Source organism: Cytobacillus sp. FSL R7-0696 (genome assembly GCF_038006865.1).
In the GTDB taxonomy this organism is placed as follows: domain Bacteria; phylum Bacillota; class Bacilli; order Bacillales; family Cytobacillaceae; genus Cytobacillus; species Cytobacillus kochii.
In genome coordinates this window covers 2,932,645-2,953,272 of sequence record NZ_JBBOWA010000001.1, presented here as the reverse complement: position 1 = coordinate 2,953,272, position 20,628 = coordinate 2,932,645, and the positions used below count along the sequence as shown (strand labels likewise).

Genomic DNA, 20,628 nt, shown 5'->3' with positions numbered 1-20,628 from the left:
TTTACTATATTCACTTGGCCAAGCAAACGGAAGGGTATATAGCTATGATTTGAAAAAGAAGATACACTTATAAATAATAAAAATTTTAGCAGGGGGGGTAAACAATGCATCAGCATTTTACGTTTAACCAAAGATTATCTATCGATTTACCGACTATAAAAAAGGATTGGGAGGCATTTTCATCTATTGAGCAACAACAAATTTTAGTACATTGGGAAACCATTCGGGGGAAAATCCCTGACCGGATAAAAAGTATAGAAGTTTTGATTAATAGGAAACAAGAAGAGCTCTCTAATGAAAGCGACTTTGAAACTTCTTGTAAGCTCAATCACGAAATTGCCGAATTAGCCTCACAAATCAATGAATTATGGCTGTGGTTCCGAACAGATCAAGATGTAACACTTAAAGGTCATTATTAATGAATAGGCCCGAACGTAAATGGTTCGGACTCATTCTCATTAAAATAAATCTTTACGCAATTCTTTCACGACATGACTGATCTCAGGTAATATCAATTTATTCATCGCTAATTTGACAGCACCAGAGGATCCAGGTGTACAAAACACTGCTTTATGCTTAATCACACCTGCTATTGCTCTGGACATAATGGCACTAGAACCGATATCCTCTGTATAACTCAGCATACGAAATAGCTCACCGAAGCCATCAATCTCTTTATCAAACAAACGTTGTACCGTTTCTATTGTGACATCACGTAGAGCAATGCCTGTACCACCATTCGTTAATATAATTTCAACATCCTCTTGGTTATATCCAGCTCGTACACTTTGTTCAATTGCGACACTTTCGTCTTTGACAATGTCATAGGCATTGACTTTATGACCCGCTTGTTCAAGTAATGCGATCATTAATTGCCCACTTTTATCTGTTTCCTTATCTCTTGTATCACTTACTGTGATGACTTTACAGCCTACAGTTAACGAATCTTTCTTATGTTCCGTTACGCTCATCGTTTACAATCACCCTGACTTATTTAATAGATAGCGATACTGATAATACTTATGAGCAAAGTCCGTTACATTTCTCGTTAATTGGTAATTAGTACCCGCTCCTATCGCCATACTAATGACTGGTATACCTTGTAACGTTTTTTTTCTAAGTAAAACAATCGCTACTGCTTTAAACATTTGTTTCATCGGTTGTTCTAACCATGTAATATCTGTTAATTCCTCTTTTCCCTCATAAAAATATAAATCGTCATGCTGTTCTAAGTCATTCATTAAGTCCTCCCAAGCTTCTCCTTGGATTCTCCTTGGTAAGGTAGCTGCATGAAAGACTTTTAATGAACTCATCATTTCAAATGGTGTATTGACTTCGACACCATAAGTCATGGCAATTAACTGCACGACTCTTAAATTAATGACAGCCATTGCCGGAATATCACTCCCTAGCATCATAAGCCCGCCAGTTCCTGTTGCACCGCCTTGTGCTAAAGAATACATTCGATGCCTAGCAATTTGCTGTTTAGCTATGTATGATAATTGATCAATCGTCAAAGCATTCATATCATGTAATGTATCAATATCTTTTTGAAAAATCCTTCCTGAAGACAGAATTCTTTCTTTTGCATCAAGCTGTAATTGTGATCCTTGAATGAGTGCATGTAAATGAAACATCCAACTATCCATCATTGAAAACACTTGCTTTTGTACATTCTCTGGTAATAATGCAAAAGAGTATTCTAAATAATGTTCATATGAACGCTCGATGTCATTCGCTTCGTAGCTATATAATTGATTTTCCCATTCACGGATTTCGTTAAGTACCATTTGTTCACGTGCAGATAATGGCATCTCCTTATCCTCCATTCGCTACTAGATTTTGTTAATAGTATAGCAAATTAACTGATAATAAGCACGTTACTCTTATAATCAAAAAACTTACTATTACTAAATCAATTATTTGTTTTTGACTATAAAATTCTTTGATGAATGATAGCTGTTAGTCAGACGATTAAGATTTTCCAGGCTAACAAGGCGATTTTCTAAATGGTAGATAGAAAACCATCCTTTGCGATCTTTCATCGTTTACTTCTGTTTACATAGAATGATATTTCCTTACCCATTTGCTTATAAAATATAAAAACCGACTCCACCAAAAAGGCGAGTCGGAGCAAATGTTCATTCCATTATGATATTAATTCAATCGTATCTCTTGCAATCATTACTTCTTCATTTGTAGGAATGATGATGACTTTTACCGGACTATGCGGATAATTTATAAACGCCTCACGCCCCCTGACTTTATTAAGAGCAGGGTCCCAATAAACACCCATAAACTCTAGTCCCCTTAATACTCTTTCTCTTACAACATCACTGTTTTCACCGATACCTGCAGTAAAGATTATCGCATCGACACCATACATTTTCGCTGCATATGAACCGATATATTTGTGAATATGGTTTGCGAATATTTCTAATGCTAATTCAGCACGATCATTGCCCTCTTCCGCTGCCATCTCAATATCTCTTAAATCACTTGAAAAACCAGTAACACCAAGCATACCACTTTGTTTATTTAATACATCTAACACTTCATCTGCTGACTTCTCCGTTTTTTGCATGATAAACGGAATGAGGGCAGGGTCAATATCTCCTGATCTTGTTCCCATAGTTACGCCAGCTAATGGCGTAAAGCCCATCGATGTATCGATAGACTTTCCACCTTCAATCGCTGCAATACTCGCACCATTACCTAAGTGGCAAGAAATTAATCGTAATTGCTCAAGTGGTCTCCCTAACAGTTCAGCTGCCCGTTCCGATACATATTTATGTGACGTTCCGTGGAATCCATACTTTCGTATACCATACTCAGTATAATAACTATACGGCAGACTATATAAATAAGAGCTTTCCGGCATTGATTGATGGAAGGCTGTATCAAAAACCGCTACTGCTGGAACATCTGGTAAGACACGTTTGAATGCTAAAATCCCCGTTAAATTTGCAGGATTATGTAGCGGAGCTAAATCAGATAGTTTACTGATTTTATCCATCACTTCATCTGTAATCAACACAGATTGCGAAAAATCTTCTCCACCGTGGACCACACGATGACCTACACCAACGATTTCATCAAGTTCAGCAATAATTTCATGTGCTGTTAACTCATTTAAAAGTAATTGCACAGCTACTTCATGATTGGGAATCTCTAGTTCTTTTGTTCTTTTTTCACCTTTCACTACTATTGTAAAAACCGCATGTGCTAATCCAATTCTTTCTACTATTCCTTTTGTAATTACTTTTTCTTCTGGCATATCGAATAATTGGAATTTCAAAGAAGAACTACCTGCATTAATCGCAATAATTTTTGTCAAATGATTCACTTCCTTATATCTAATATCTCCTACGCTATTTATAAAATCATCGTTTATTGATTGAATTATATCTCATCAAAAATTCATTTAAACATGAGTTTCATCATATTTCAAGAAATAATAACAGGAAATAGAAAATAGTTAAATTCTGAAATATTGTATTACATAAAATAAGACTTCCTTTTTACATGTCTGAATCATAATAATCGTGTACTAATGTAGTTTATAATCTGCAAAAACGAAAAAGGACCTCGGCAATTTTTTACCGAAATCCTTTCATTATCATTAGGAACCTTTGTTTTCTTTAATCCAATTACTCACTTTTGTTAAGACACGATCAACGTCATCTGCTTTTGACAAGGAAGGCAAATTGACAAGTAATGACTCTTTTGGAGGTTTGACAGCTTCACCTTTTTTCTGAAGGATAAATATACTTTTAGCTGCTTGTTCATTTTTGAATAAATTCAATGGTAAATGTAATAAACCTTGAATAATTGCGTACTTCTTCAAAAAGTCATGTAACTTTGGTGCTTGTGGACTTTCAAACAGACCGTTAGGAATTAATAAGAACAGAAATCCGCCCTCTTTTACATGTTTAAAGCTTTGTTCTATAAATAAGTGATGGGCATAAGCATGACCTTCATCAGCTTTAAGCTCATAATCTTGCGCGCGTAAATCGTTTGGATAATAGCCAACTGGTAAATCACTTACAACCACATCTACTTCATTGATGAATAATGGCTCTAAGCTATCTTGATTGTAGAAGCGGATAGGATGCTCCTGCCAGTTCGCATTCACATAAGCAAGTTTAATCAAGAGATCATCAATTTCCACACCTGTTGCTTCTACCACTTTACCAGATTGTGCATTCATCACTGTTGTGATGAGGTTACCGGTTCCAACCGCTGGATCTAATAAGGAGAAAGAAGATTGATCAATAAACTTATTAACTAAATACCCCATTAACAATCCAATAGAGTCTGGTGTCATTTGATGGTTAGGTTGAACATTTTCTTTCATGCCTTTAAGAATAGCCAGTTGAAATCCCTTTCTTAAATCTTCTTTTTCAAATTTACTTATATGAAAGGATTCATAACTTTTCTCAAGTCGCTTGGTTGTCAGTTCGCTTAGTTCCTCTTGAAGTATTGCTCCTTGAAAGACATTTTCTCCCGTTTCTGCTAATGCCTCAAGATATGTAACATTTAATTCTTCCTTCAATAACTCCGCCGTTTCATTTAATAATGTAAACACTTCTTCCACCGGCAAAACTTTCATTGTTCATCATCGCTCCCGTTCCTATACTATATCTCCTTATTGTACCTAGCTTTATAACCATTCACAAGTAATGAAGTTTATTTCATATATTCTAACAAATTGATTTTAATAAAAAACGAAGGAAAACATTTCTATACTTGCGCTAATTTTGACTATCTATAAGGGATAGTATGCTCTACTAGAGAGGAGGCTGTGGTAAATGAAACATGTCATGTAGAGCTTTTTACAGTGGGAGAGCTGCAAAGCGACAACTGATAGAACAACGAAATGGTGAGAGGAGATTGTACTAAAAAGCACAAGCAAATTCTGAAAATGATTCAGAAACTGCTCGTGCTTTATCATTTTATCCTACTTATTTTGCTGATTTTGCTGCTTCAATTGCCGCTTCGTAGTTTGGATGATCTGTTCCTTCTCCAACATATTCTACATAAACCACTTGGTCATTAGAATCTACAACAAATACCGAACGAGCTAACAAACGAAGCTCTTGCATTACAACTCCATACGCTTCACCAAAAGATAAATCTCTATGATCTGAAAGAGTTTGCACATTTTCTAATCCGGAAGCAGCACACCAGCGTTTTTGAGCAAATGGGAGGTCTACACTAACGGTTAATACCTCTACATTATCTAGTCCAGATGCTTCTTCATTAAACTTTCTTGTTTGTGCATCACAAACGCCTGTATCAACTGAAGGAACCACACTAATTAAACGGATTTTCCCTTTTGTATTAGCTAGAGTAACTTCAGATAAATCATTGGCTAAGACAGAGAACTGAGGCGCCTGATCCCCAACTTTCACTTCACTTCCTAGCAGTGTAACAGGATTCCCTTTAAATGTAACTGATGCCATCATAACTTCCTCCTTTATTTATAAGTATGTACGTTTAAATGATAGCTTTTCAGAATCTTTTTTGCAATTGAAATGAATCCAATGAAAAAAAGACAGGCACAAAAAAATCCGAACGATTCAAACCTCCTACAGTCGAATTTGAATATTGTTCAGATTTTTAATTGAAACATATTAGATTAAAAGTCTAAATTATTTTTCTCTTGATGATCTTTCTCATTTGATGATTCTTCTTTTTGGTCCTTTTTATTAAATAAATGTTGGATTTTATCTACTGCTTGAGGTGCTAAATCTAAGATTTTTTCGTATAGATGAGTGCTCTCATCTAAATGAACCATTTTTACTTCATGAGAGTTAACGATAAGAAATGCGATTGGTGTGATAGAAACACCTCCACCGCTACCTCCACCAAAAGGATGACCCTTTGATTCACCATTATTGCTATCTTTTTTGCTTGCATCCATCATAAACTCCGAGCCTCCAGCAGCAAAACCAAAGCCCACTTTTGAAACTGTAATAATTACACTGCCATCGGGTGTTTCTACTGGGTCACCAATTATCGTATTTACATCTACCATTTCTTTCAGGTTTTCCATTGCAGTTGTCATCAAGCCTTGTATTGGATGATCAGACATTCTCAATCGCCCCTTCTCATCTAGTATGTTTTAGGTTTATCACCTGATAAAACAGAAAGCTGACTTGTCTTAAAATGAGCTTTGCCACCTTTCCAAAATTTAATCAGTTTAAATCCTGCAAGCATAGCATGCCCGATACGAAATTGAATCATACATATAAAAGAGGTTTGGGCAACCGCAAATTGAAACTGTGGAGAAATAGCAATATCCGGTCTTGTCTTTAATTTCATATAATGGCTTAACACACCAATTATACTGCCTTTCACAGACCAAAACCCACCCGTTAAGACACCCGTTAACGCTGCATTACCTACACCAATAACTGTATGCCAACGCAGCTGACGAACAATGACCTTACTCATGAAATGACGAATAATATGATACAGAGAAACAACATGCTTTAAGAGCTCATCCATATCCTTAAAGCTATTTAACAAATCTTCTGCAGTAATATTCTTCGAGTCCTCTTTCGTCTCTCCTCCTGATGCTGTTTTTTCTTCCTTTATTTTAATTTCAGCATTTTGCGGATCAACTTCCATCAAAGGTATATCAATTGTATACTTGAGCCATTTCCAAAATTTTAACTTTATACTAAGGTGACTTTGTTTATCATAATGATAAAAGTGAACAGTAATGGAGAGTTTTGAAAATAATATAACTAAAATAAGAAGTAAAAATAAGAGAATAAGACCAGCAATTATGATGAACCAAACCATATGAGCACCCCTGCCTTTCAAGCAATTAGTATGGTCATTTTCACCTTTTGTTAAACTTTAAATCCAATTAATATGGGTTATCATATAAATTTTTTCAAAATAGCATTTCTTAACTTCTAATCTTGGATAAGAAAAAATGATTCTACATCAATCTCATACACTGATTCTTTTGCATAATAAAAAAGCCATCCCTTACAGGAATGACTTTTATATGCCTAGCTATTCAATTATCTCTCATGGACAACTGTTGTATCAGCAAATAGGTCATGTATGCCCTTCTTTTTTGGATGAAAGGCAACGACAAGGTAAGGAAGCATCATCACTGTACCTGAAATGAAGCGACCAATCCACTCTCTAAAAAGAATCGTTCCCCATGAAAGCTTGCCTCCGTCTATTTGTATGACTCTTAAACCGAATACCATTTTTCCTAGAGTTTGCCCGAGGTATTTCGTCATAAGAACAAAATACAAATAGAAGGTCAACGCGGTTGCAATGGCGACAGCAGAAAAGTAAGATGAATTATTTAAAGAAACATCTAACGCTCTAAAAACAGGGTAAATAAGGATACCATTAATGCTACCAATAATTAGCCAATCTAATAAATACGCCCAAAATCTCATCCAAAACCCCGCTAACCGATATTCTTCAGTCATTGTTATCAATTGCCCAGGTTGTTCGGAAAGCACCGCTTCTTCAGAACCTTCTTGTTGGAACATTTCCTTATCTTTTGGTTCGTCTTGATTATGCATCCTAAAGCGCCTCCTTTCTATTCAGCATATAAATACATTAGGCGTGGGGAATTCGGCTGTGTAAGAAGCTTCATTACACCTTCCATTTGCAGATCATTCCCAGCAACTTTATTTGCTGCTACACTAAGAAGTGAGCCAAAACCAACATTATCGCTATATTGAATAACAGCAGCGTCTTCTAAGCCCACATCGTTTTTCATCTCATTAATGACATCTTCTGCATAGCCTAACCCGTCAATCAATTGATTATCTAATGCTTGGCGACCATCATAGATACGACCATCAGCTAGTTCACGGACTTGATTTTCTGACATCTCTCGCCCAGAAGCAATCACTTCTACGAATCCTTGATAAGCATTATCAATCATATCTTGTAAAATATTTTGTTCTTCTTTAGTCATTTCTCTCGTTTGACTCATAATATCTTTAAATTCGCCACTTTTAATAGTATTAAATTCAATGCCTATCTTATCTGCAAGCTCAGTAATGTTTACCCCTTGCATGATGACACCTAATGAACCTGTCATTGTATCTGCACTAGCGAAGATTTTTTCCGCCGGAGCTGAAATATAATACCCACCAGACGCGGCCATAGAACCCATAGAAATATACACAGGTTTATTCGCCTCTTCTTGAATTTCAACAATTTTATCGTGAATTTGCGCACTTTCAACAACGCCCCCACCTGGTGTATTCACTTTAATTACAACACCTTTAACAGTGGTATCATCTTTCACATGGTTTAATAATTTCATAAAACGATTGTGGTTATATGTAGAAGTTGCTAATAATGAGCCACTCTCACCCGTATCCTGAATCGTCCCATTTAAATTTAATACAGCAATTTTATTTAAAGAGTCTCCTGTTTCGATCATTTCTTCAGTAAAAGAATCTTCGCCTGTGGCCATCAAGTTTGAAAAGGTATCTTCAAAATTTGTTGACGCCACGTTAGACATGAAATTAATTCCTACCGAAAAAACAAATAAAACAGCAGCAATTCCCAAAGCAGCCCATCTCTTTGCTGTCATTCCATCATTCCTCCTTTGAATTATACATCATCTTCCCATAGAATAAGAATGAGAAGAGTAGGTTATCTCTTCTTATGATAGCAAAAAATGTCACTTCTTCAAATCATAAGCACCTTTATTCATTCTATCTTTCCAACACATTTTTTATGAAACATTAAAGGAGGTTTTTTTCATGCATCAACGACTTTTATATTTCTACCATAAACAAGACGCCGAAACACTTGTAATTGTTGAAAACTTAAAACAACAAGCAACCCATCATGGATTTACTATAGTAACAGATCCGAGAGATGCGACCATTATTGTTAGTATTGGAGAAGATGGGGCTTTCTTACAAGCAGTAAGGAAAACGGGATTTCGTGATGATTGTCTATACGCTGGAATTTCGACACAAGGGCCATTAGGTATTTACTGTGACTTCCAATTAAATGAGCCTTCGAAAATGCTAGAAGCAGCACAAAATGAAAATATAGAAGTACGTAAATACCCCACAATCCAAGTTACAGTTGATGGTGAAACCTCGTTTCAGTGTTTAAATGAATTCTCCATCCGTTCTAGTATTATCAAAACATTAGTGATGGAAATCTATATTGATGGTCAATTATTTGAAACATTCCGTGGAGATGGAATGATTGTTTCCACTCCTACTGGTAGTACCGCTTATAATAAATCTGTCAACGGTGCGATCGTAGACCCCATGCTACCTTGTCTACAAGTAAGCGAACTTGCCTCTTTAAATAATAATAAATATCGCACACTAGGTTCTTCATTTATTTTAGGAGAGCAAAGAACCTTAACATTAAAGATTACACACGAGGGAAATGATCACCCTATCATGGGGATGGATAATGAAGCGTTAAGTATCCAGCATGTAGATGAAATAAAAATTACCTTAAGTCCACACAGTATAAAAACCGTTAAGCTAAAAGACAACTCCTTTTGGGAAAAAGTAAAGAGAACCTTTTTATAAAGAATTGTCAGGACAACAAATAAACGCTATGTAATAAGTGTTTGAACCGAATGGTAATATCGAAAAGAAAAGCCGTTGAAATTTTAAAATCATAAAATTTCAACGGCTTTATTCTAAATGGTATATCCAATAGTTAAAGTTGAAGATCCACCAACTTAAATGACCTTCATTTAAGAAAACTGCCGATACCGGATAAGATATTAGACAAAGGTGATATCAGCCGAATCTTCACATTCCTACTTGTTTTCCTCTGGCTATTTTACTTTCCCATAATAAAACCCATTTTGTACGGGATAGAGAATAGATACTCAGCGAAATCCATATAAACAAAAAGGATAAAAAATGTGCTTTGGAGAAATATTCACCATATACAAACACACCTAAAATAAGCATGATTGTTGGCGCAATGTATTGTAAAAAACCTACCATTGAGAGAGGTATTCTTTGGACCCCGTTAGCAAAAAGCAGTAAAGGTACGGCTGTTGCTACTCCAGCACCTATCAACAATAAATCTAAACCGACATTTTCATGAAACAGCATCTGTCGTTGCTGCACAAACAAACTACCCATATATAGTAAAGCAATGGGTGTAATGACCATCGTTTCAAGTGTAAGACCAATGGCTGCATCTACTTTCACCATTTTTTTCGCTAACCCATACAGTGCGAAGGTTAAAGCAAGTAAAAAGGAAATCCAAGGAAATGAACCATACGAAACTGTTAAGATAATCACACCAATGGCTGCTAGGGCAAAAGAAACATATTGAGAAACAGATAACCGCTCTTTAAATACGACCATCCCTAGTAGGACACTAATCAACGGATTAATATAGTATCCCATACTTGTTTCAATGATTTGTCCATTATTTACAGCCCATATAAAGATAAACCAATTCGCACTTACTAATAGAGAAGCTATAATTAATCCGTACAACTGCTTCTTTGTTTGCCATAGTCCTTTTACAACAGTCATAAAAGCACGCAATTTACCTAATAATAGCAATAGAATCAGCATGAAAAAAAAGCTCCAAATGACTCGGTTAGCAAGTGTTTCTCCAGCACTAACCCCACCTATCAACTTCCAATAAATCGGCAGTATTCCCCATAACACATACGATAAACCTGCATAAATTACACCTTGCTTAACATCTTGCGCCATTTCCCATCCTCAATTCTTTCTATTATCGAAATAAAATGTATTATACGCCTAAAAGAATGGAATAGACAATAGTTTTTCAACTTTTTGTATAAACAATTTCCTCTGCCACCACAGTCATTTCTATAGAGACGTTGGGAATTTCTTGCACAGGAATGTTAAAGATATCTTCTTTTAAAATCGTAAAATCCGCTACAAACCCCTCTACAATCATCCCACGTTCATGCTCATGACTACATGCATAAGCACTTCCTCTCGTGTATAACCATACCGCCTCAAAAGGTGAAAGTGTTTGGTTAATATCATAAACGGTTTCATTCGGATCATTCACATTTGTTCTAGTAACTGCTGCATGTATACCTAGCAAAGGGCTTAGTGGTTCAATAGGTGCATCCGATCCACCTGCACATATTACACCCTCTTGCATGAGTGTACGCCAAGCATAACACCATTTCATATACGCTTCTCCAACTCGTTCAATTACCCAAGGAAAGTCAGATGAAACAAAGCTCGGTTGAATATCAAGAACTAATGGTTGTTTTTTCGCTCGCTCAATCAGTTCTTCCGTTAATATTTGCGCATGGATGATTCGATCTCTATCTTTAGTATGTTGTGGATGTGCCTCTATTGCAGTTAAGGCCATTTCGAATGCTTGATCGCCAATCGCATGTATGGCAACAGGCATAGAATACGAACGAGCTTTCTCTACTAAGTTATTTAGTTCTTCTTGCGTAAATATCGCTACTCCACTTGTTTCCTTATCATCTGCATATGGATGACTTAATAAGGCAGTTCTTCCGCCAAGTGCTCCATCTGCAAATATTTTCATCGCACCAAATTCAATAAATGGATGAGGAGAAACCACCTTCGCTTGCTGTTCATCGACCACCTCGTGATGAACGAGTAAGTGCGCTCTAAACGGAAGATTGCTCTCTTTTATCACCTTTTTAAAAGTTTGATAGGTCTGTTCAAACCCACCGTAATAATTCAGGTCTTCTGTATGTCCCCCTGTAAGACCTAATCGGTGTGCATCACGAATAGCGGCATTCATAGCCTTCATCATATAAGCATCAGTTACTGACGGTATCACAGTTGTAATCAGTTCTTGTGCTTGATCCTTTAATAACCCATTCGGTTGTCCATCCTCATCTTTTTCAATTACACCACCTGAGGGACAGACTGTCTTTTTTGAAATGCCTGCAAGCGCCATTGCCATTGTGTTCACACTAATCGCATGCCTACACACTCGTTTAAGCATAACAGGGTGATCATTTACCCATCTGTCTATATCACTAGCAACGATAGGTTCTGCTTCATCCCAGAGATTCTCATTCCAACCCTCTCCAATAATCCACTCCCCAGGGTTGGCATCTTCACTATATTCTTTTAGAGCTTGTAAGCTCGCTTTTTTTGAAGTGAATTGCGATAAATCAAGGCGAATAAGTTTTTCCCCATGACCAATTAAGTGCATATGACTATCAACAAAGCCTGGAAGCATTACTCTACCTTTTAAATCCACTAATTTTGTCAATTCATGCTGATAGAGCTGTCTCAACTCAGCTTCATTCCCTGTTGCAATAATTCGCCCTTTTCTTGTAAAAACAGCTTCAACATAATCATTTACTGCTTGCATTGTATACACTTTTCCGCCAAACCAAAGTGTTCCCATTCCATTTGACTCCTTTTATTATTTTTCTTCAGTATAACAAAAAAAGCACATTCTTCTATATCACTCAATATAAAAAAGACAGAAGATTATTATTTTCTTCTGTCTTTTATATTTAGTTTGCTGTCGTTTTTGAAGCCTCTTGTTTTCGTAACTCTCTTCTCATAATTTTTCCTGAAGTTGTTTTTGGTAAATCGCTGACAAATTCAATTTTTCGTGGATATTTATAAGGTGCCGTGAGCTCTTTTACATGAAGTTGTAAACTTGGAATTAGATTAGCATCATTTTCATCGACGTCGTCTTTTAAAACGATAAAGGCTTTAACTATCAAACCTCTTACTTCATCTGGACTACCTACAACTGCACACTCTTTGACGGATGGATGCTTCACGAGGGCATCTTCAACTTCAAATGGCCCAATGGTATAACCAGAGCTAATGATAATATCATCACCTCGTCCTTCAAACCAGAAATACCCATCTTTATCCATTTTAGCTTTATCTCCTGTAATATAGTAATCCCCACGGAATTGCATGGAAGTTCTTTCGGGATCTTTATAATAATTCTTAAATAGTGCTGGCGTATCAACATGAACAGCAATATCCCCTACTTCACCCACTGAACATGGTTGGCCGTCTTCATTAATGATCTCTACTCTGTTCCCTGGCGTTGGTTTTCCCATTGAACCTGGTCTTAACCCCATACCTTTTGTGACACCTACAAGCAATGTATTTTCCGTCTGTCCATAACCGTCTCTTACTTCAAGCCCAAAATGCTTTTCAAAAATATCAATAACTTCTCGGTTCAAAGGTTCTCCTGCTGAAACAGCACTATGAAGCTTTGATAAATTATATTGACCAATACGGTCTACTTTTGCCATTAAACGATATTCTGTCGGTGTACAGCAAAGCACATTCACTTCATAATCCTGTAAGAGCTGTAAATATTTTTTCGGTTCAAACTTTCCGTTATAAACAAACCCTGTTGCGCCTGATCCTAATACGGAAAGAAATGGGCTCCATATCCATTTTTGCCAACCTGGACCTGCAGTTGCCCATACAGTATCCCCTTCCTCAATACCAAGCCAATGTGTAGCTGCAGTTCTTAAATGAGCAAATGCCCACCCATGGGTATGAACGACACCCTTTGGATTGCCAGTTGTTCCCGAAGTATACGAAAGAAAAGCCATATCATCTTTCTTCGTTTCTACTATTTTAAACGACTCATTTGCACTTTCCATTTCTTCATCTAAAGAAATCCACCCTTGCGCTTTTCCTCCAATAATGAATTTTGGAAGATTTTCCGCTTCTTTTATCTCGTTGAATTCAGATACATAAGGTGCATAACTAATAATTGCTTTGACATCACCATGATTAATACGATATTTTAAGTCTTTAGTTTTTAACATTTCTGAGCTAGGGATGACAACCATTCCTGCTTTAAGCGCAGCTAAATATGTTTGATAAGCTTCTACAAGACGAGGGATGATTACCAGAACAACATCGCCTTTTTCTAAGCCTTTATCCACGAAAACGTTTCCAATTCTGTTTGCTTTGTTCATTAATTGCTTATATGTAATTTCCTTTTTCTCCCCCTGCTCATCTTCCCATTGAATCGCCAGTTTATCACTATTTTGCGCATAGTGCTCAACCTCTGAGACTAAGTTATAAACCTCGGGTGCTAATAAATCCTCTCGTTTCATCCAAAAATCTCTCCTTTTTCTCAAGATCTATGCGGAATTCAAGATGTCACTAATAATTATACTAAATTATTTAAATAATTAAAATAATTTATCTTTCTCTATCTCAATAGTTAGTTAATAAACACCCACTTCCCCTCTCTGAAACATAGGTATATTTTCCTTTTCAGCACTATCTTTCTTTTTTAAATTCTCTTAATTACCCATATCTGAATCTAAATTAAATTTATCAAATACAAAAAGACCGAGCTATATTCTCATCTCTTGAATGGAATAATTGCTCGGATTCTTCGTACATTATGTTTGTTTAAGATAATAAATTGATGCTCGTAATGATAATCGGCATAGCAAAGACATCTATAAGAAAAGCCCCTACAATTGGTACAATTAAAAACGCTTTTGGGGATGGTCCATATTTCTCAGTAATGGCAGACATATTCGCCATCGCGTTTGGTGTTGCCCCAAGACCGTGACCTGTAAAACCACCGACCATTACAGCAGCATCGTAATCTTTTCCAAATAGCTTAAATAGAACAAAGATAGAGAACAATACGATAAAGACTACTTGAATAAATACAATGAATAGCATCGGAAGAGCAAGATCAGCAATTTCCCATAGTTTAATGCTCATCAGCGCCATTGAGAGGAATATACCTAATGTAATATCACCAATGAAATTGATTGATTTCATATCAATGATGCGTCCATTTACTTTATCGACAATATTTCTTACGATTACAGCAACAAACATTGCGCCAACATAGCTTGGTAATACAAAACCTGTTGCATCGGAGAATAACTCTCCTAATAATGATCCAACCGTCATACAAAAAGTAATAATGAGAACTTGAACCATAAAATGATTAGTAGAAGTTGGTGAATGATCTTTTTCCTCTTCTAATGTTGGAGCAATTTCACTGGCTGAATCACTTGATTGTTTAGGTGTTAATTTGTATTTATTTATTAAATACTTAACTGTCGGCCCCCCAACTAAACCACCAGCTATTAAACCAAACGTAGCAGCAGCTAATCCAGTGGATAGTGCAGACTCTATTCCTAATTCCTCAATGGTTCCGCCAAATGCCGTTGCAGCACCATGTCCACCTTCCATAGAAACTGCCCCCATCATAACACCTAGTAACGGTTCCAGACCAAGAGCGGTTGCTAGAGAAATACCAATTGCACTCTGACACAAGGCAAGTACGCCACAGGCAATCCAGTAGAAGATAAGTAGCTTGCCACCTAGCTTCACTAATTTAAAACTAGCCCCTAAACCAACCGTTGTAAAAAAGGTAAGCATAAAAATGCTTTGTAGTGATGTATCTAATTCAATGTTCATTAGCCCTGTTTGTTTTAAAATTAAAATAAGTAGAGCAAATAATAATCCGCCCACAACTGGTGCAGGTATACAATAACGATTTAACCATGTCACCTTTTTTATTAATATGCTACCGATTAACAAAAGGGCGACAGCAAGAAACAATGTTGAAATTGAATCTAAAGTGATGTTCATCTCTTTGTCCTCCTGTGAAATGCGCTGATTGCTTCACTCACTAATTGAGCTGCAACTGCTGCTGTTTGTCCATCTCTGTCTAATGAAGGATTAACTTCGGATATATCAAACGAAATCGTCTTATCATTATTTGTAACCAATCGAACAAGTTCCCTTACCTCAAATGGAGTTAAGCCAAATGGAGATGGTGCACTTACACCTGGTGCGTAGGCAGAATTAACTGCATCCATGCACAGTGTTAACAAGCACACATCACATTCTTTAATAAAATTATTTATTACTTGTTTTGTTTGATTTAAACCTTCTGCATGAATGGTTTCTTCTAAAATATAGGTTACACCCAGTTTGGAGGCAGTCTCGAAAAGAGAAGCAGTATTCCCTTGTTTTTGTATACCAAGGCATAAATAATTTGCATTTTCGTCTTGATCTAATATTTGTTTAAACATCGTACCCGATGACGGCGCTTCATCATATGATCGCAAATCAAAATGTGCGTCAATATTAATGATACCTAGTTTCTTTTGTTTACCTATCGACTTCCTAACACCTAAATAATGACCGTAAAGTGTCTCATGACCACCGCCTAATATGATAGGTGTAGATTTTTTATTAAGAATTAAGCTAACAAAATCCCCTAATTCTACTTGTGCTTCTTCCAACTGCTCACTATCACAAGCCACATTACCAAAATCATAAATATTGGTATCAACATCATATGGAAAAGGTAATTTAGCAACTGCTTGTTTTATAGCATTTGGTCCCTCTTTCGCTCCTAGTCTACCGTTGTTTCTTCTTACTCCTTCTTCACTTTCAAAACCTATAAGTCCATAGCTAGATATTTGCGTTTTACCACTCGGCGTGAGAAGGTTTTCCATTTTAATAACCTGATGGTATCTAAAACTCTTTCGATCTTCTAAAGAGTCTATTCTGCCTATCCATTGATCTTTCCTTCCTTGACTGTACATTGCGAACTCCCTCATTTTTATTAAATTTCTGAACTTTTTGATTAGATTCATTTAAAACGTTTCGTATAAAAAAAGTATATAAAGAGTTATGCTATAATGACCAATACCAAATATATATATATCTATAGCTTTTAACTATAAGCAGGTGAAAAAATGGAAATAAGGAAATTAAAGTATTTTATTACGGTAGCTGATGAACAGAGTTTTTCTAAGGCAGCACAAATTTTACATATATCACAGCCATCATTAAGTAATGCCATTATGAAATTGGAAAATGATTTAAAGATGGAGCTATTTAAACGAGATACAAGAAGCATTTATTTGACAGATATCGGAGAGGTTTTTTATCAAAGAGCTCTACATATAGTAAGACAATTCGAACATTTCCAACTAGAAGTTGCAGAGATGGCCGAAACCGGTGATGGTCATATTAATATAGGCATAATTGAATCTGCCAAGTTTTGGCTATTCAAAGTCATAAAGGAATTTAAAAATACCTATCCTGATATACACTTTCAATTCAATGAAGTACTTGGCCAAAAAGAAGTTATTTCTTCCATATTGGAAGGCGATGTTCATTTTACGATTACCAATCAGCCTATGCATAATCAATTAATTACTTCACACCCGCTTTATCATGAGCCTTTTATGTTAGCAGTTTACGAAACACACCCACTTGCTCGTAAAACTTCTGTAGAGCTCACTGATATTGCTAATCAGGCTTTTATAATTAGCCGTGAGGGGTTCCAAACGAGAGGAGATGTGCTGCAAGCTTTTATGAAGGAACAGCTTTATCCAAAAATTGAATATGAAATCGAGCGCTTAGAAACTGCTTGTAAAATGGTTGAAGAAGGTTTAGGCGTGACTATTTTGCCTAAAAGCTATTTAGATTATAATCCTACACCTCATATTATTGGCTTGCCAATCACTTCTATTTTTCTTAATAGAACTGTTTACCTTGCTTATTTGAAAGACAGATCAATGACGCCTGCCATTCAAAAACTTTTAAGCAAAATACGTCAATTTGAAGTTTTTTAAATATAAAAAAGGGCGAAGTGATTACTCCGCCCTTTTGTAGCCATCATATTAAATTATTTTTGGTAACCACCTAATTGTTGTTCAGCCATTTGAACTAAACGTTTAGTGATTTCTCCACCAACTGAACCGTTAGCACGAGAAGTAGTTTCTCCACCAAGGTTTACACCAAATTCAGTTGCGATTTCGTATTTCATTTGATCAAGAGCTTGTTGTACACCAGGTACTACAAGATTATTTGAGCTGTTGTTTGCCATGTGATTTCACCTCCTTGTGAGTATAGAATGTGTAGAATCACATGGCACTATGCAATAAATATTTGGTAATTGTTGCATTTATATTTCCTTTTGTAATCTTTTTGTAATAAAGACCGTTTAAAAAAGATCTTCCATCTCTTTTTCTATGTTTGAATTCGGCATAATAACAAGTTTTTCGGTATTTTCAACTGCTTTTTGAATATACGGCTCGAAGTCTGTATAGCTTTCAAAATGTTGAACCTTTTCAAGCTTCGGCTTCGTTTTAGGTGAAGAAGGTACAAATACAGTACAACAATCCTCAAATGGACGAATAGAAATATCGTGCGTATCAATAGTTTGGGCTATATCGATTATATCCGCTTTATCCATCATAATCAGAGGTCTTAAAATGGGTGTGCTAACCACCTCATTAATAGCATACATACTTTCCATCGTCTGACTGGCAACTTGCCCAAGACTCTCACCAGTAATAATGGATAATCCTTGATATTTTTCTCGAAGCGCGTCTGTTATTCTAAGCATTAACCTTCTTGTCGTTGTCATTGTATAGTTATCAGGAATTTGTTTCTGTATCAGCTGTTGTATTTCAGTAAAAGGAACAATATGAAGCGCCACGCCACCATTAATTCGAGAAAGCTTTTCCGCAAGATCAATGACTTTTTGTTTTGATCTTTCACTTGTAAATGGAGGGCTATAAAAATGAACAGCCTCGACTTCAATTCCTCTTTTCATGGATAAATATCCTGCAACAGGGCTATCAATCCCACCAGATAACATGAGCATACCTTTCCCACTTGAACCAGCTGGTAAGCCAACAGCTCCTTTAATATTCTCACATGAAATATAGCTTGCTTCTTTTCTCACTTCAATGACTAAGTTTATACTTGGTTTTTTCACATCAACTGAGATAGAAGGCATATTTGTTAAAATATGTGCACCAAATGCTTGGTTAATACCAAACGTATCTAATGCAAAACTTTTATCTGCTCTTTTCGCTGTGATTTTAAACGTATCGCCTTCTTGATAAACCTTTTGAATTAATTGTAATGCCTTTTCCTTCATTGTATCTAAATCTTTTTCCACCTTCAAAACCGGACTAAAAGACTGGATACCAAAGACACCCTTTAATCTCTCAATAATCTCTTCATGTGGTTGGTCATTAAGCAGAACAAACATGCGATCTCTTTGCCCCTCGACCTTGATTTCAGGAAAATCATGTAGGACTCTCTTTACGCTTTTTCTTAATTTATCTATAAAATTCTTACGATTTCTTCCTTTAGTTGAAATTTCTCCATAACGAATTAATATTCTATCGTATTTCATTAAGCTTTCATTACCTTTCTCAGTTGAAATATAGTGTGTTTCACTTCATGAATAAACTTTTCTACCTCATCAGCCGTTGTATGATAACTTAAACTCACTCTAACGGCACTCAAGGCAATTTCTTCTTTTATACCCATAGCAAGTAATGTACTACTCGCTTGAGCATGTTTAGATGAACAAGCACTCGTGGTAGAAATATAAATATCATTCTCTTCTAAGGCATGAACAAAAACCTCTGACTTAAAGCCTTTAACAGAGAAATTAAGAATATGTGGAGCTGTCTCTTTTATTGGCGTATGGATAATGACATCTTCTATTTCACTTAATGCTATTCTAATTTCATTCATTAAATGAGAAAGTTTAGAGCTAGAGTTGAAATAATCATTTGTCATCCTCAACGCTTTAGCCATCGCGACAATTCCACCTGTATTTTCTGTGCCGCTCCTTAATTCACTTTCTTGGTTACCACCTGCAAGAAGGGGCGTTAAGGATACTCCTTGTCGTAAATATAAAATACCCGAACCCTTTAGGCCATGAAATTTATGGCTTGACATTGTACAAGCATCAATACCAAATTCATATAACTCAAGTGGGACTTTGCCTACTGATTGAACAGCATCGACATGAAAGAAAACCTTAGGATATTCTTTTAATAAAGTTCCAATAGCTTTAATTGGTTGAATGGTACCTATTTCATTATTGACATGCATAACAGAGACAAGAATCGTCTCTTCCTTTATAGCTACTTGTAAATCATCTAGAGAAATTCTTCCATCCCCATCTACAGGTAGATAGGTCACTTCAAATCCGTCTTTTTCTAACTGCTTCATTGTCTCAATAACAGAAGGGTGTTCAATGGTTGTTGTAATTAAATGATTGCCACGATGCTGATATTGTTTAGCAATTCCTTTAATTGCCATATTATTACCTTCCGTACCACCTGAAGTAAACAGTAATTCTTTTTCTTTTACTTTAAGCAATTGTGCTATCTGTCTCCTCGCTTGTTGCAATAGTTTTTCAGCTTTCTCACCAACTCCATGGAGGGATGATGGATTACCAAAAAAGGTAGAAGAAACTTTTACAAACGCATCAATTACTTCTTTATATGGTTGAGTAGTTGCACTATTATCTAGATAAATCATTACGGCTCCTCCTTGAAGAACACTTATGCAATTTTTAATCATAGCATAATTTTCGCTTAGATAGAAATGTTATTTGTATAAAGACGAAATGTAATTTTACTATTTTGTAAAAACAAATTATTACGATACACAATCAAAAAAAATTTTGTGTATTAATACAGGTTTTGCTTTATAATTTTGGGTTTTTAATTTATAATGAAAATAATTGGTTTAAAAAAACTCCGAAAATCTATTCCTTTCAAAGTTTGCCACCGTTATTTCAATATACCCAAAATTACAACATTTTTATAATTCGACACATTTCGTCAAAACC

At 35.9% G+C, this 20,628-nt stretch carries 20 protein-coding genes; 3 read left to right on the top strand and 17 right to left on the bottom strand.

Annotated features, from left to right (window positions below; all coding sequences use genetic code 11):
- Nucleotides 1-104 precede the first annotated feature (104 nt).
- Entirely contained in the window at nt 105-419 is a 315-nt protein-coding gene (locus MKX29_RS15365; protein ID WP_224935763.1) for a hypothetical protein, read from the top strand.
- Between the two features lie 39 nt (nt 420-458).
- Here the strand turns inward: MKX29_RS15365 and MKX29_RS15360 are convergent, their stop codons facing one another.
- From MKX29_RS15360 to sppA, 9 genes are all read right to left on the bottom strand, one after another.
- Entirely contained in the window at nt 459-971 is a 513-nt protein-coding gene (locus MKX29_RS15360; protein ID WP_224935762.1) for a MogA/MoaB family molybdenum cofactor biosynthesis protein, read from the bottom strand.
- 9 nt (nt 972-980) lie between these two features.
- Entirely contained in the window at nt 981-1,814 is an 834-nt protein-coding gene (locus MKX29_RS15355) for an EcsC family protein (RefSeq protein ID WP_095372283.1), read from the bottom strand.
- A gap of 335 nt (nt 1,815-2,149) precedes the next feature.
- The gene (locus tag MKX29_RS15350; protein WP_095372282.1) at nt 2,150-3,337 is read right to left on the bottom strand and encodes an acetate kinase; all 1,188 of its coding nucleotides are present in this window, start codon (nt 3,335-3,337) and stop codon (nt 2,150-2,152) included.
- 285 nt (nt 3,338-3,622) lie between these two features.
- On the bottom strand, nt 3,623-4,612 hold the full coding sequence (locus tag MKX29_RS15345; protein ID WP_224935761.1) for a class I SAM-dependent methyltransferase: 990 nt from the start codon (nt 4,610-4,612) through the stop codon (nt 3,623-3,625).
- Nucleotides 4,613-4,964: 352 nt separating this feature from the next.
- Nucleotides 4,965-5,465 carry a thiol peroxidase gene (tpx, locus tag MKX29_RS15340; RefSeq protein ID WP_095372280.1) on the bottom strand — a complete coding sequence of 167 codons (501 nt, stop codon included), beginning with the start codon at nt 5,463-5,465 and terminating at the stop codon, nt 4,965-4,967.
- 176 nt (nt 5,466-5,641) lie between these two features.
- Nucleotides 5,642-6,097, bottom strand: coding sequence for a GerW family sporulation protein (gene ytfJ, locus MKX29_RS15335; RefSeq protein WP_224935760.1), 456 nt, complete (start codon nt 6,095-6,097; stop codon nt 5,642-5,644).
- 20 nt (nt 6,098-6,117) lie between these two features.
- Nucleotides 6,118-6,813 carry a DUF2953 domain-containing protein gene (locus MKX29_RS15330; protein WP_224935759.1) on the bottom strand — a complete coding sequence of 232 codons (696 nt, stop codon included), beginning with the start codon at nt 6,811-6,813 and terminating at the stop codon, nt 6,118-6,120.
- A 227-nt stretch (nt 6,814-7,040) separates the two neighbouring features.
- Nucleotides 7,041-7,562, bottom strand: a complete 522-nt coding sequence (locus tag MKX29_RS15325; protein WP_445662697.1) for an RDD family protein — start codon at nt 7,560-7,562, stop codon at nt 7,041-7,043.
- 17 nt (nt 7,563-7,579) lie between these two features.
- Complete coding sequence (gene sppA / locus MKX29_RS15320) at nt 7,580-8,590, bottom strand: signal peptide peptidase SppA (RefSeq protein WP_224935758.1); 1,011 nt, start codon at nt 8,588-8,590, stop codon at nt 7,580-7,582.
- Between the two features lie 172 nt (nt 8,591-8,762).
- Here sppA and MKX29_RS15315 point away from each other — a divergent pair, with 172 nt between their 5' ends.
- Nucleotides 8,763-9,560, top strand: coding sequence for an NAD kinase (locus MKX29_RS15315; RefSeq protein WP_341106405.1), 798 nt, complete (start codon nt 8,763-8,765; stop codon nt 9,558-9,560).
- Between the two features lie 228 nt (nt 9,561-9,788).
- Here MKX29_RS15315 and rarD read toward each other — a convergent pair whose 3' ends face one another.
- The 5 genes from rarD to hutG form a co-directional block, all read right to left on the bottom strand.
- A complete protein-coding gene (gene rarD / locus MKX29_RS15310) occupies nt 9,789-10,718 on the bottom strand; it encodes an EamA family transporter RarD (RefSeq protein ID WP_224935756.1) in 930 nt (309 codons plus the stop codon).
- 76 nt (nt 10,719-10,794) lie between these two features.
- Nucleotides 10,795-12,384, bottom strand: a complete 1,590-nt coding sequence (locus tag MKX29_RS15305; protein ID WP_341106401.1) for an amidohydrolase — start codon at nt 12,382-12,384, stop codon at nt 10,795-10,797.
- A 112-nt stretch (nt 12,385-12,496) separates the two neighbouring features.
- Nucleotides 12,497-14,083, bottom strand: coding sequence for an acyl-CoA synthetase MbcS (gene mbcS / locus MKX29_RS15300; protein ID WP_341106399.1), 1,587 nt, complete (start codon nt 14,081-14,083; stop codon nt 12,497-12,499).
- A gap of 304 nt (nt 14,084-14,387) precedes the next feature.
- A complete protein-coding gene (gene gltS, locus MKX29_RS15295) occupies nt 14,388-15,593 on the bottom strand; it encodes a sodium/glutamate symporter (RefSeq protein ID WP_251162569.1) in 1,206 nt (401 codons plus the stop codon).
- The gene (gene hutG, locus MKX29_RS15290; RefSeq protein ID WP_341106397.1) at nt 15,590-16,558 is read right to left on the bottom strand and encodes a formimidoylglutamase; all 969 of its coding nucleotides are present in this window, start codon (nt 16,556-16,558) and stop codon (nt 15,590-15,592) included. The genes gltS and hutG overlap by 4 nt, the downstream gene beginning before the upstream one ends.
- A gap of 153 nt (nt 16,559-16,711) precedes the next feature.
- Here hutG and MKX29_RS15285 point away from each other — a divergent pair, with 153 nt between their 5' ends.
- Nucleotides 16,712-17,596 carry a LysR family transcriptional regulator gene (locus MKX29_RS15285; RefSeq protein WP_289434296.1) on the top strand — a complete coding sequence of 295 codons (885 nt, stop codon included), beginning with the start codon at nt 16,712-16,714 and terminating at the stop codon, nt 17,594-17,596.
- 53 nt (nt 17,597-17,649) lie between these two features.
- Here MKX29_RS15285 and MKX29_RS15280 read toward each other — a convergent pair whose 3' ends face one another.
- The 3 genes from MKX29_RS15280 to MKX29_RS15270 all read right to left on the bottom strand — a co-directional run bounded on the left by MKX29_RS15280 (nt 17,650) and on the right by MKX29_RS15270 (nt 20,315).
- The gene (locus MKX29_RS15280) at nt 17,650-17,850 is read right to left on the bottom strand and encodes an alpha/beta-type small acid-soluble spore protein (RefSeq protein WP_066191274.1); all 201 of its coding nucleotides are present in this window, start codon (nt 17,848-17,850) and stop codon (nt 17,650-17,652) included.
- 117 nt (nt 17,851-17,967) lie between these two features.
- Nucleotides 17,968-19,173 carry a tRNA uracil 4-sulfurtransferase ThiI gene (gene thiI / locus MKX29_RS15275; protein WP_224935750.1) on the bottom strand — a complete coding sequence of 402 codons (1,206 nt, stop codon included), beginning with the start codon at nt 19,171-19,173 and terminating at the stop codon, nt 17,968-17,970.
- Nucleotides 19,173-20,315, bottom strand: a complete 1,143-nt coding sequence (locus MKX29_RS15270) for a cysteine desulfurase family protein (RefSeq protein WP_341106393.1) — start codon at nt 20,313-20,315, stop codon at nt 19,173-19,175. Before MKX29_RS15270 ends, thiI begins: the two co-directional genes overlap by 1 nt.
- Nucleotides 20,316-20,628: the final 313 nt, after the last annotated feature.

What these genes read in the sequence shown, in the direction of transcription:
- MKX29_RS15365 (WP_224935763.1), top strand. Translation starts at nt 105, where the DNA reads ATGCATCAGCATTTTACGTTTAACCAAAGATTATCTATCGATTTACCG.
- MKX29_RS15360 (WP_224935762.1), bottom strand. Translation starts at nt 971, where the DNA reads ATGAGCGTAACGGAACATAAGAAAGATTCGTTAACTGTAGGCTGTAAA.
- MKX29_RS15355 (WP_095372283.1), bottom strand. Translation starts at nt 1,814, where the DNA reads ATGCCATTATCTGCACGTGAACAAATGGTACTTAACGAAATCCGTGAA.
- MKX29_RS15345 (WP_224935761.1), bottom strand. Translation starts at nt 4,612, where the DNA reads ATGAAAGTTTTGCCGGTGGAAGAAGTGTTTACATTATTAAATGAAACG.
- tpx (WP_095372280.1), bottom strand. Translation starts at nt 5,465, where the DNA reads ATGGCATCAGTTACATTTAAAGGGAATCCTGTTACACTGCTAGGAAGT.
- ytfJ (WP_224935760.1), bottom strand. Translation starts at nt 6,097, where the DNA reads ATGTCTGATCATCCAATACAAGGCTTGATGACAACTGCAATGGAAAAC.
- MKX29_RS15330 (WP_224935759.1), bottom strand. Translation starts at nt 6,813, where the DNA reads ATGGTTTGGTTCATCATAATTGCTGGTCTTATTCTCTTATTTTTACTT.
- MKX29_RS15325 (WP_445662697.1), bottom strand. Translation starts at nt 7,562, where the DNA reads ATGCATAATCAAGACGAACCAAAAGATAAGGAAATGTTCCAACAAGAA.
- sppA (WP_224935758.1), bottom strand. Translation starts at nt 8,590, where the DNA reads ATGACAGCAAAGAGATGGGCTGCTTTGGGAATTGCTGCTGTTTTATTT.
- MKX29_RS15315 (WP_341106405.1), top strand. Translation starts at nt 8,763, where the DNA reads ATGCATCAACGACTTTTATATTTCTACCATAAACAAGACGCCGAAACA.
- rarD (WP_224935756.1), bottom strand. Translation starts at nt 10,718, where the DNA reads ATGGCGCAAGATGTTAAGCAAGGTGTAATTTATGCAGGTTTATCGTAT.
- MKX29_RS15305 (WP_341106401.1), bottom strand. Translation starts at nt 12,384, where the DNA reads ATGGGAACACTTTGGTTTGGCGGAAAAGTGTATACAATGCAAGCAGTA.
- mbcS (WP_341106399.1), bottom strand. Translation starts at nt 14,083, where the DNA reads ATGAAACGAGAGGATTTATTAGCACCCGAGGTTTATAACTTAGTCTCA.
- gltS (WP_251162569.1), bottom strand. Translation starts at nt 15,593, where the DNA reads ATGAACATCACTTTAGATTCAATTTCAACATTGTTTCTTGCTGTCGCC.
- hutG (WP_341106397.1), bottom strand. Translation starts at nt 16,558, where the DNA reads ATGTACAGTCAAGGAAGGAAAGATCAATGGATAGGCAGAATAGACTCT.
- MKX29_RS15285 (WP_289434296.1), top strand. Translation starts at nt 16,712, where the DNA reads ATGGAAATAAGGAAATTAAAGTATTTTATTACGGTAGCTGATGAACAG.
- MKX29_RS15280 (WP_066191274.1), bottom strand. Translation starts at nt 17,850, where the DNA reads ATGGCAAACAACAGCTCAAATAATCTTGTAGTACCTGGTGTACAACAA.
- thiI (WP_224935750.1), bottom strand. Translation starts at nt 19,173, where the DNA reads ATGAAATACGATAGAATATTAATTCGTTATGGAGAAATTTCAACTAAA.
- MKX29_RS15270 (WP_341106393.1), bottom strand. Translation starts at nt 20,315, where the DNA reads ATGATTTATCTAGATAATAGTGCAACTACTCAACCATATAAAGAAGTA.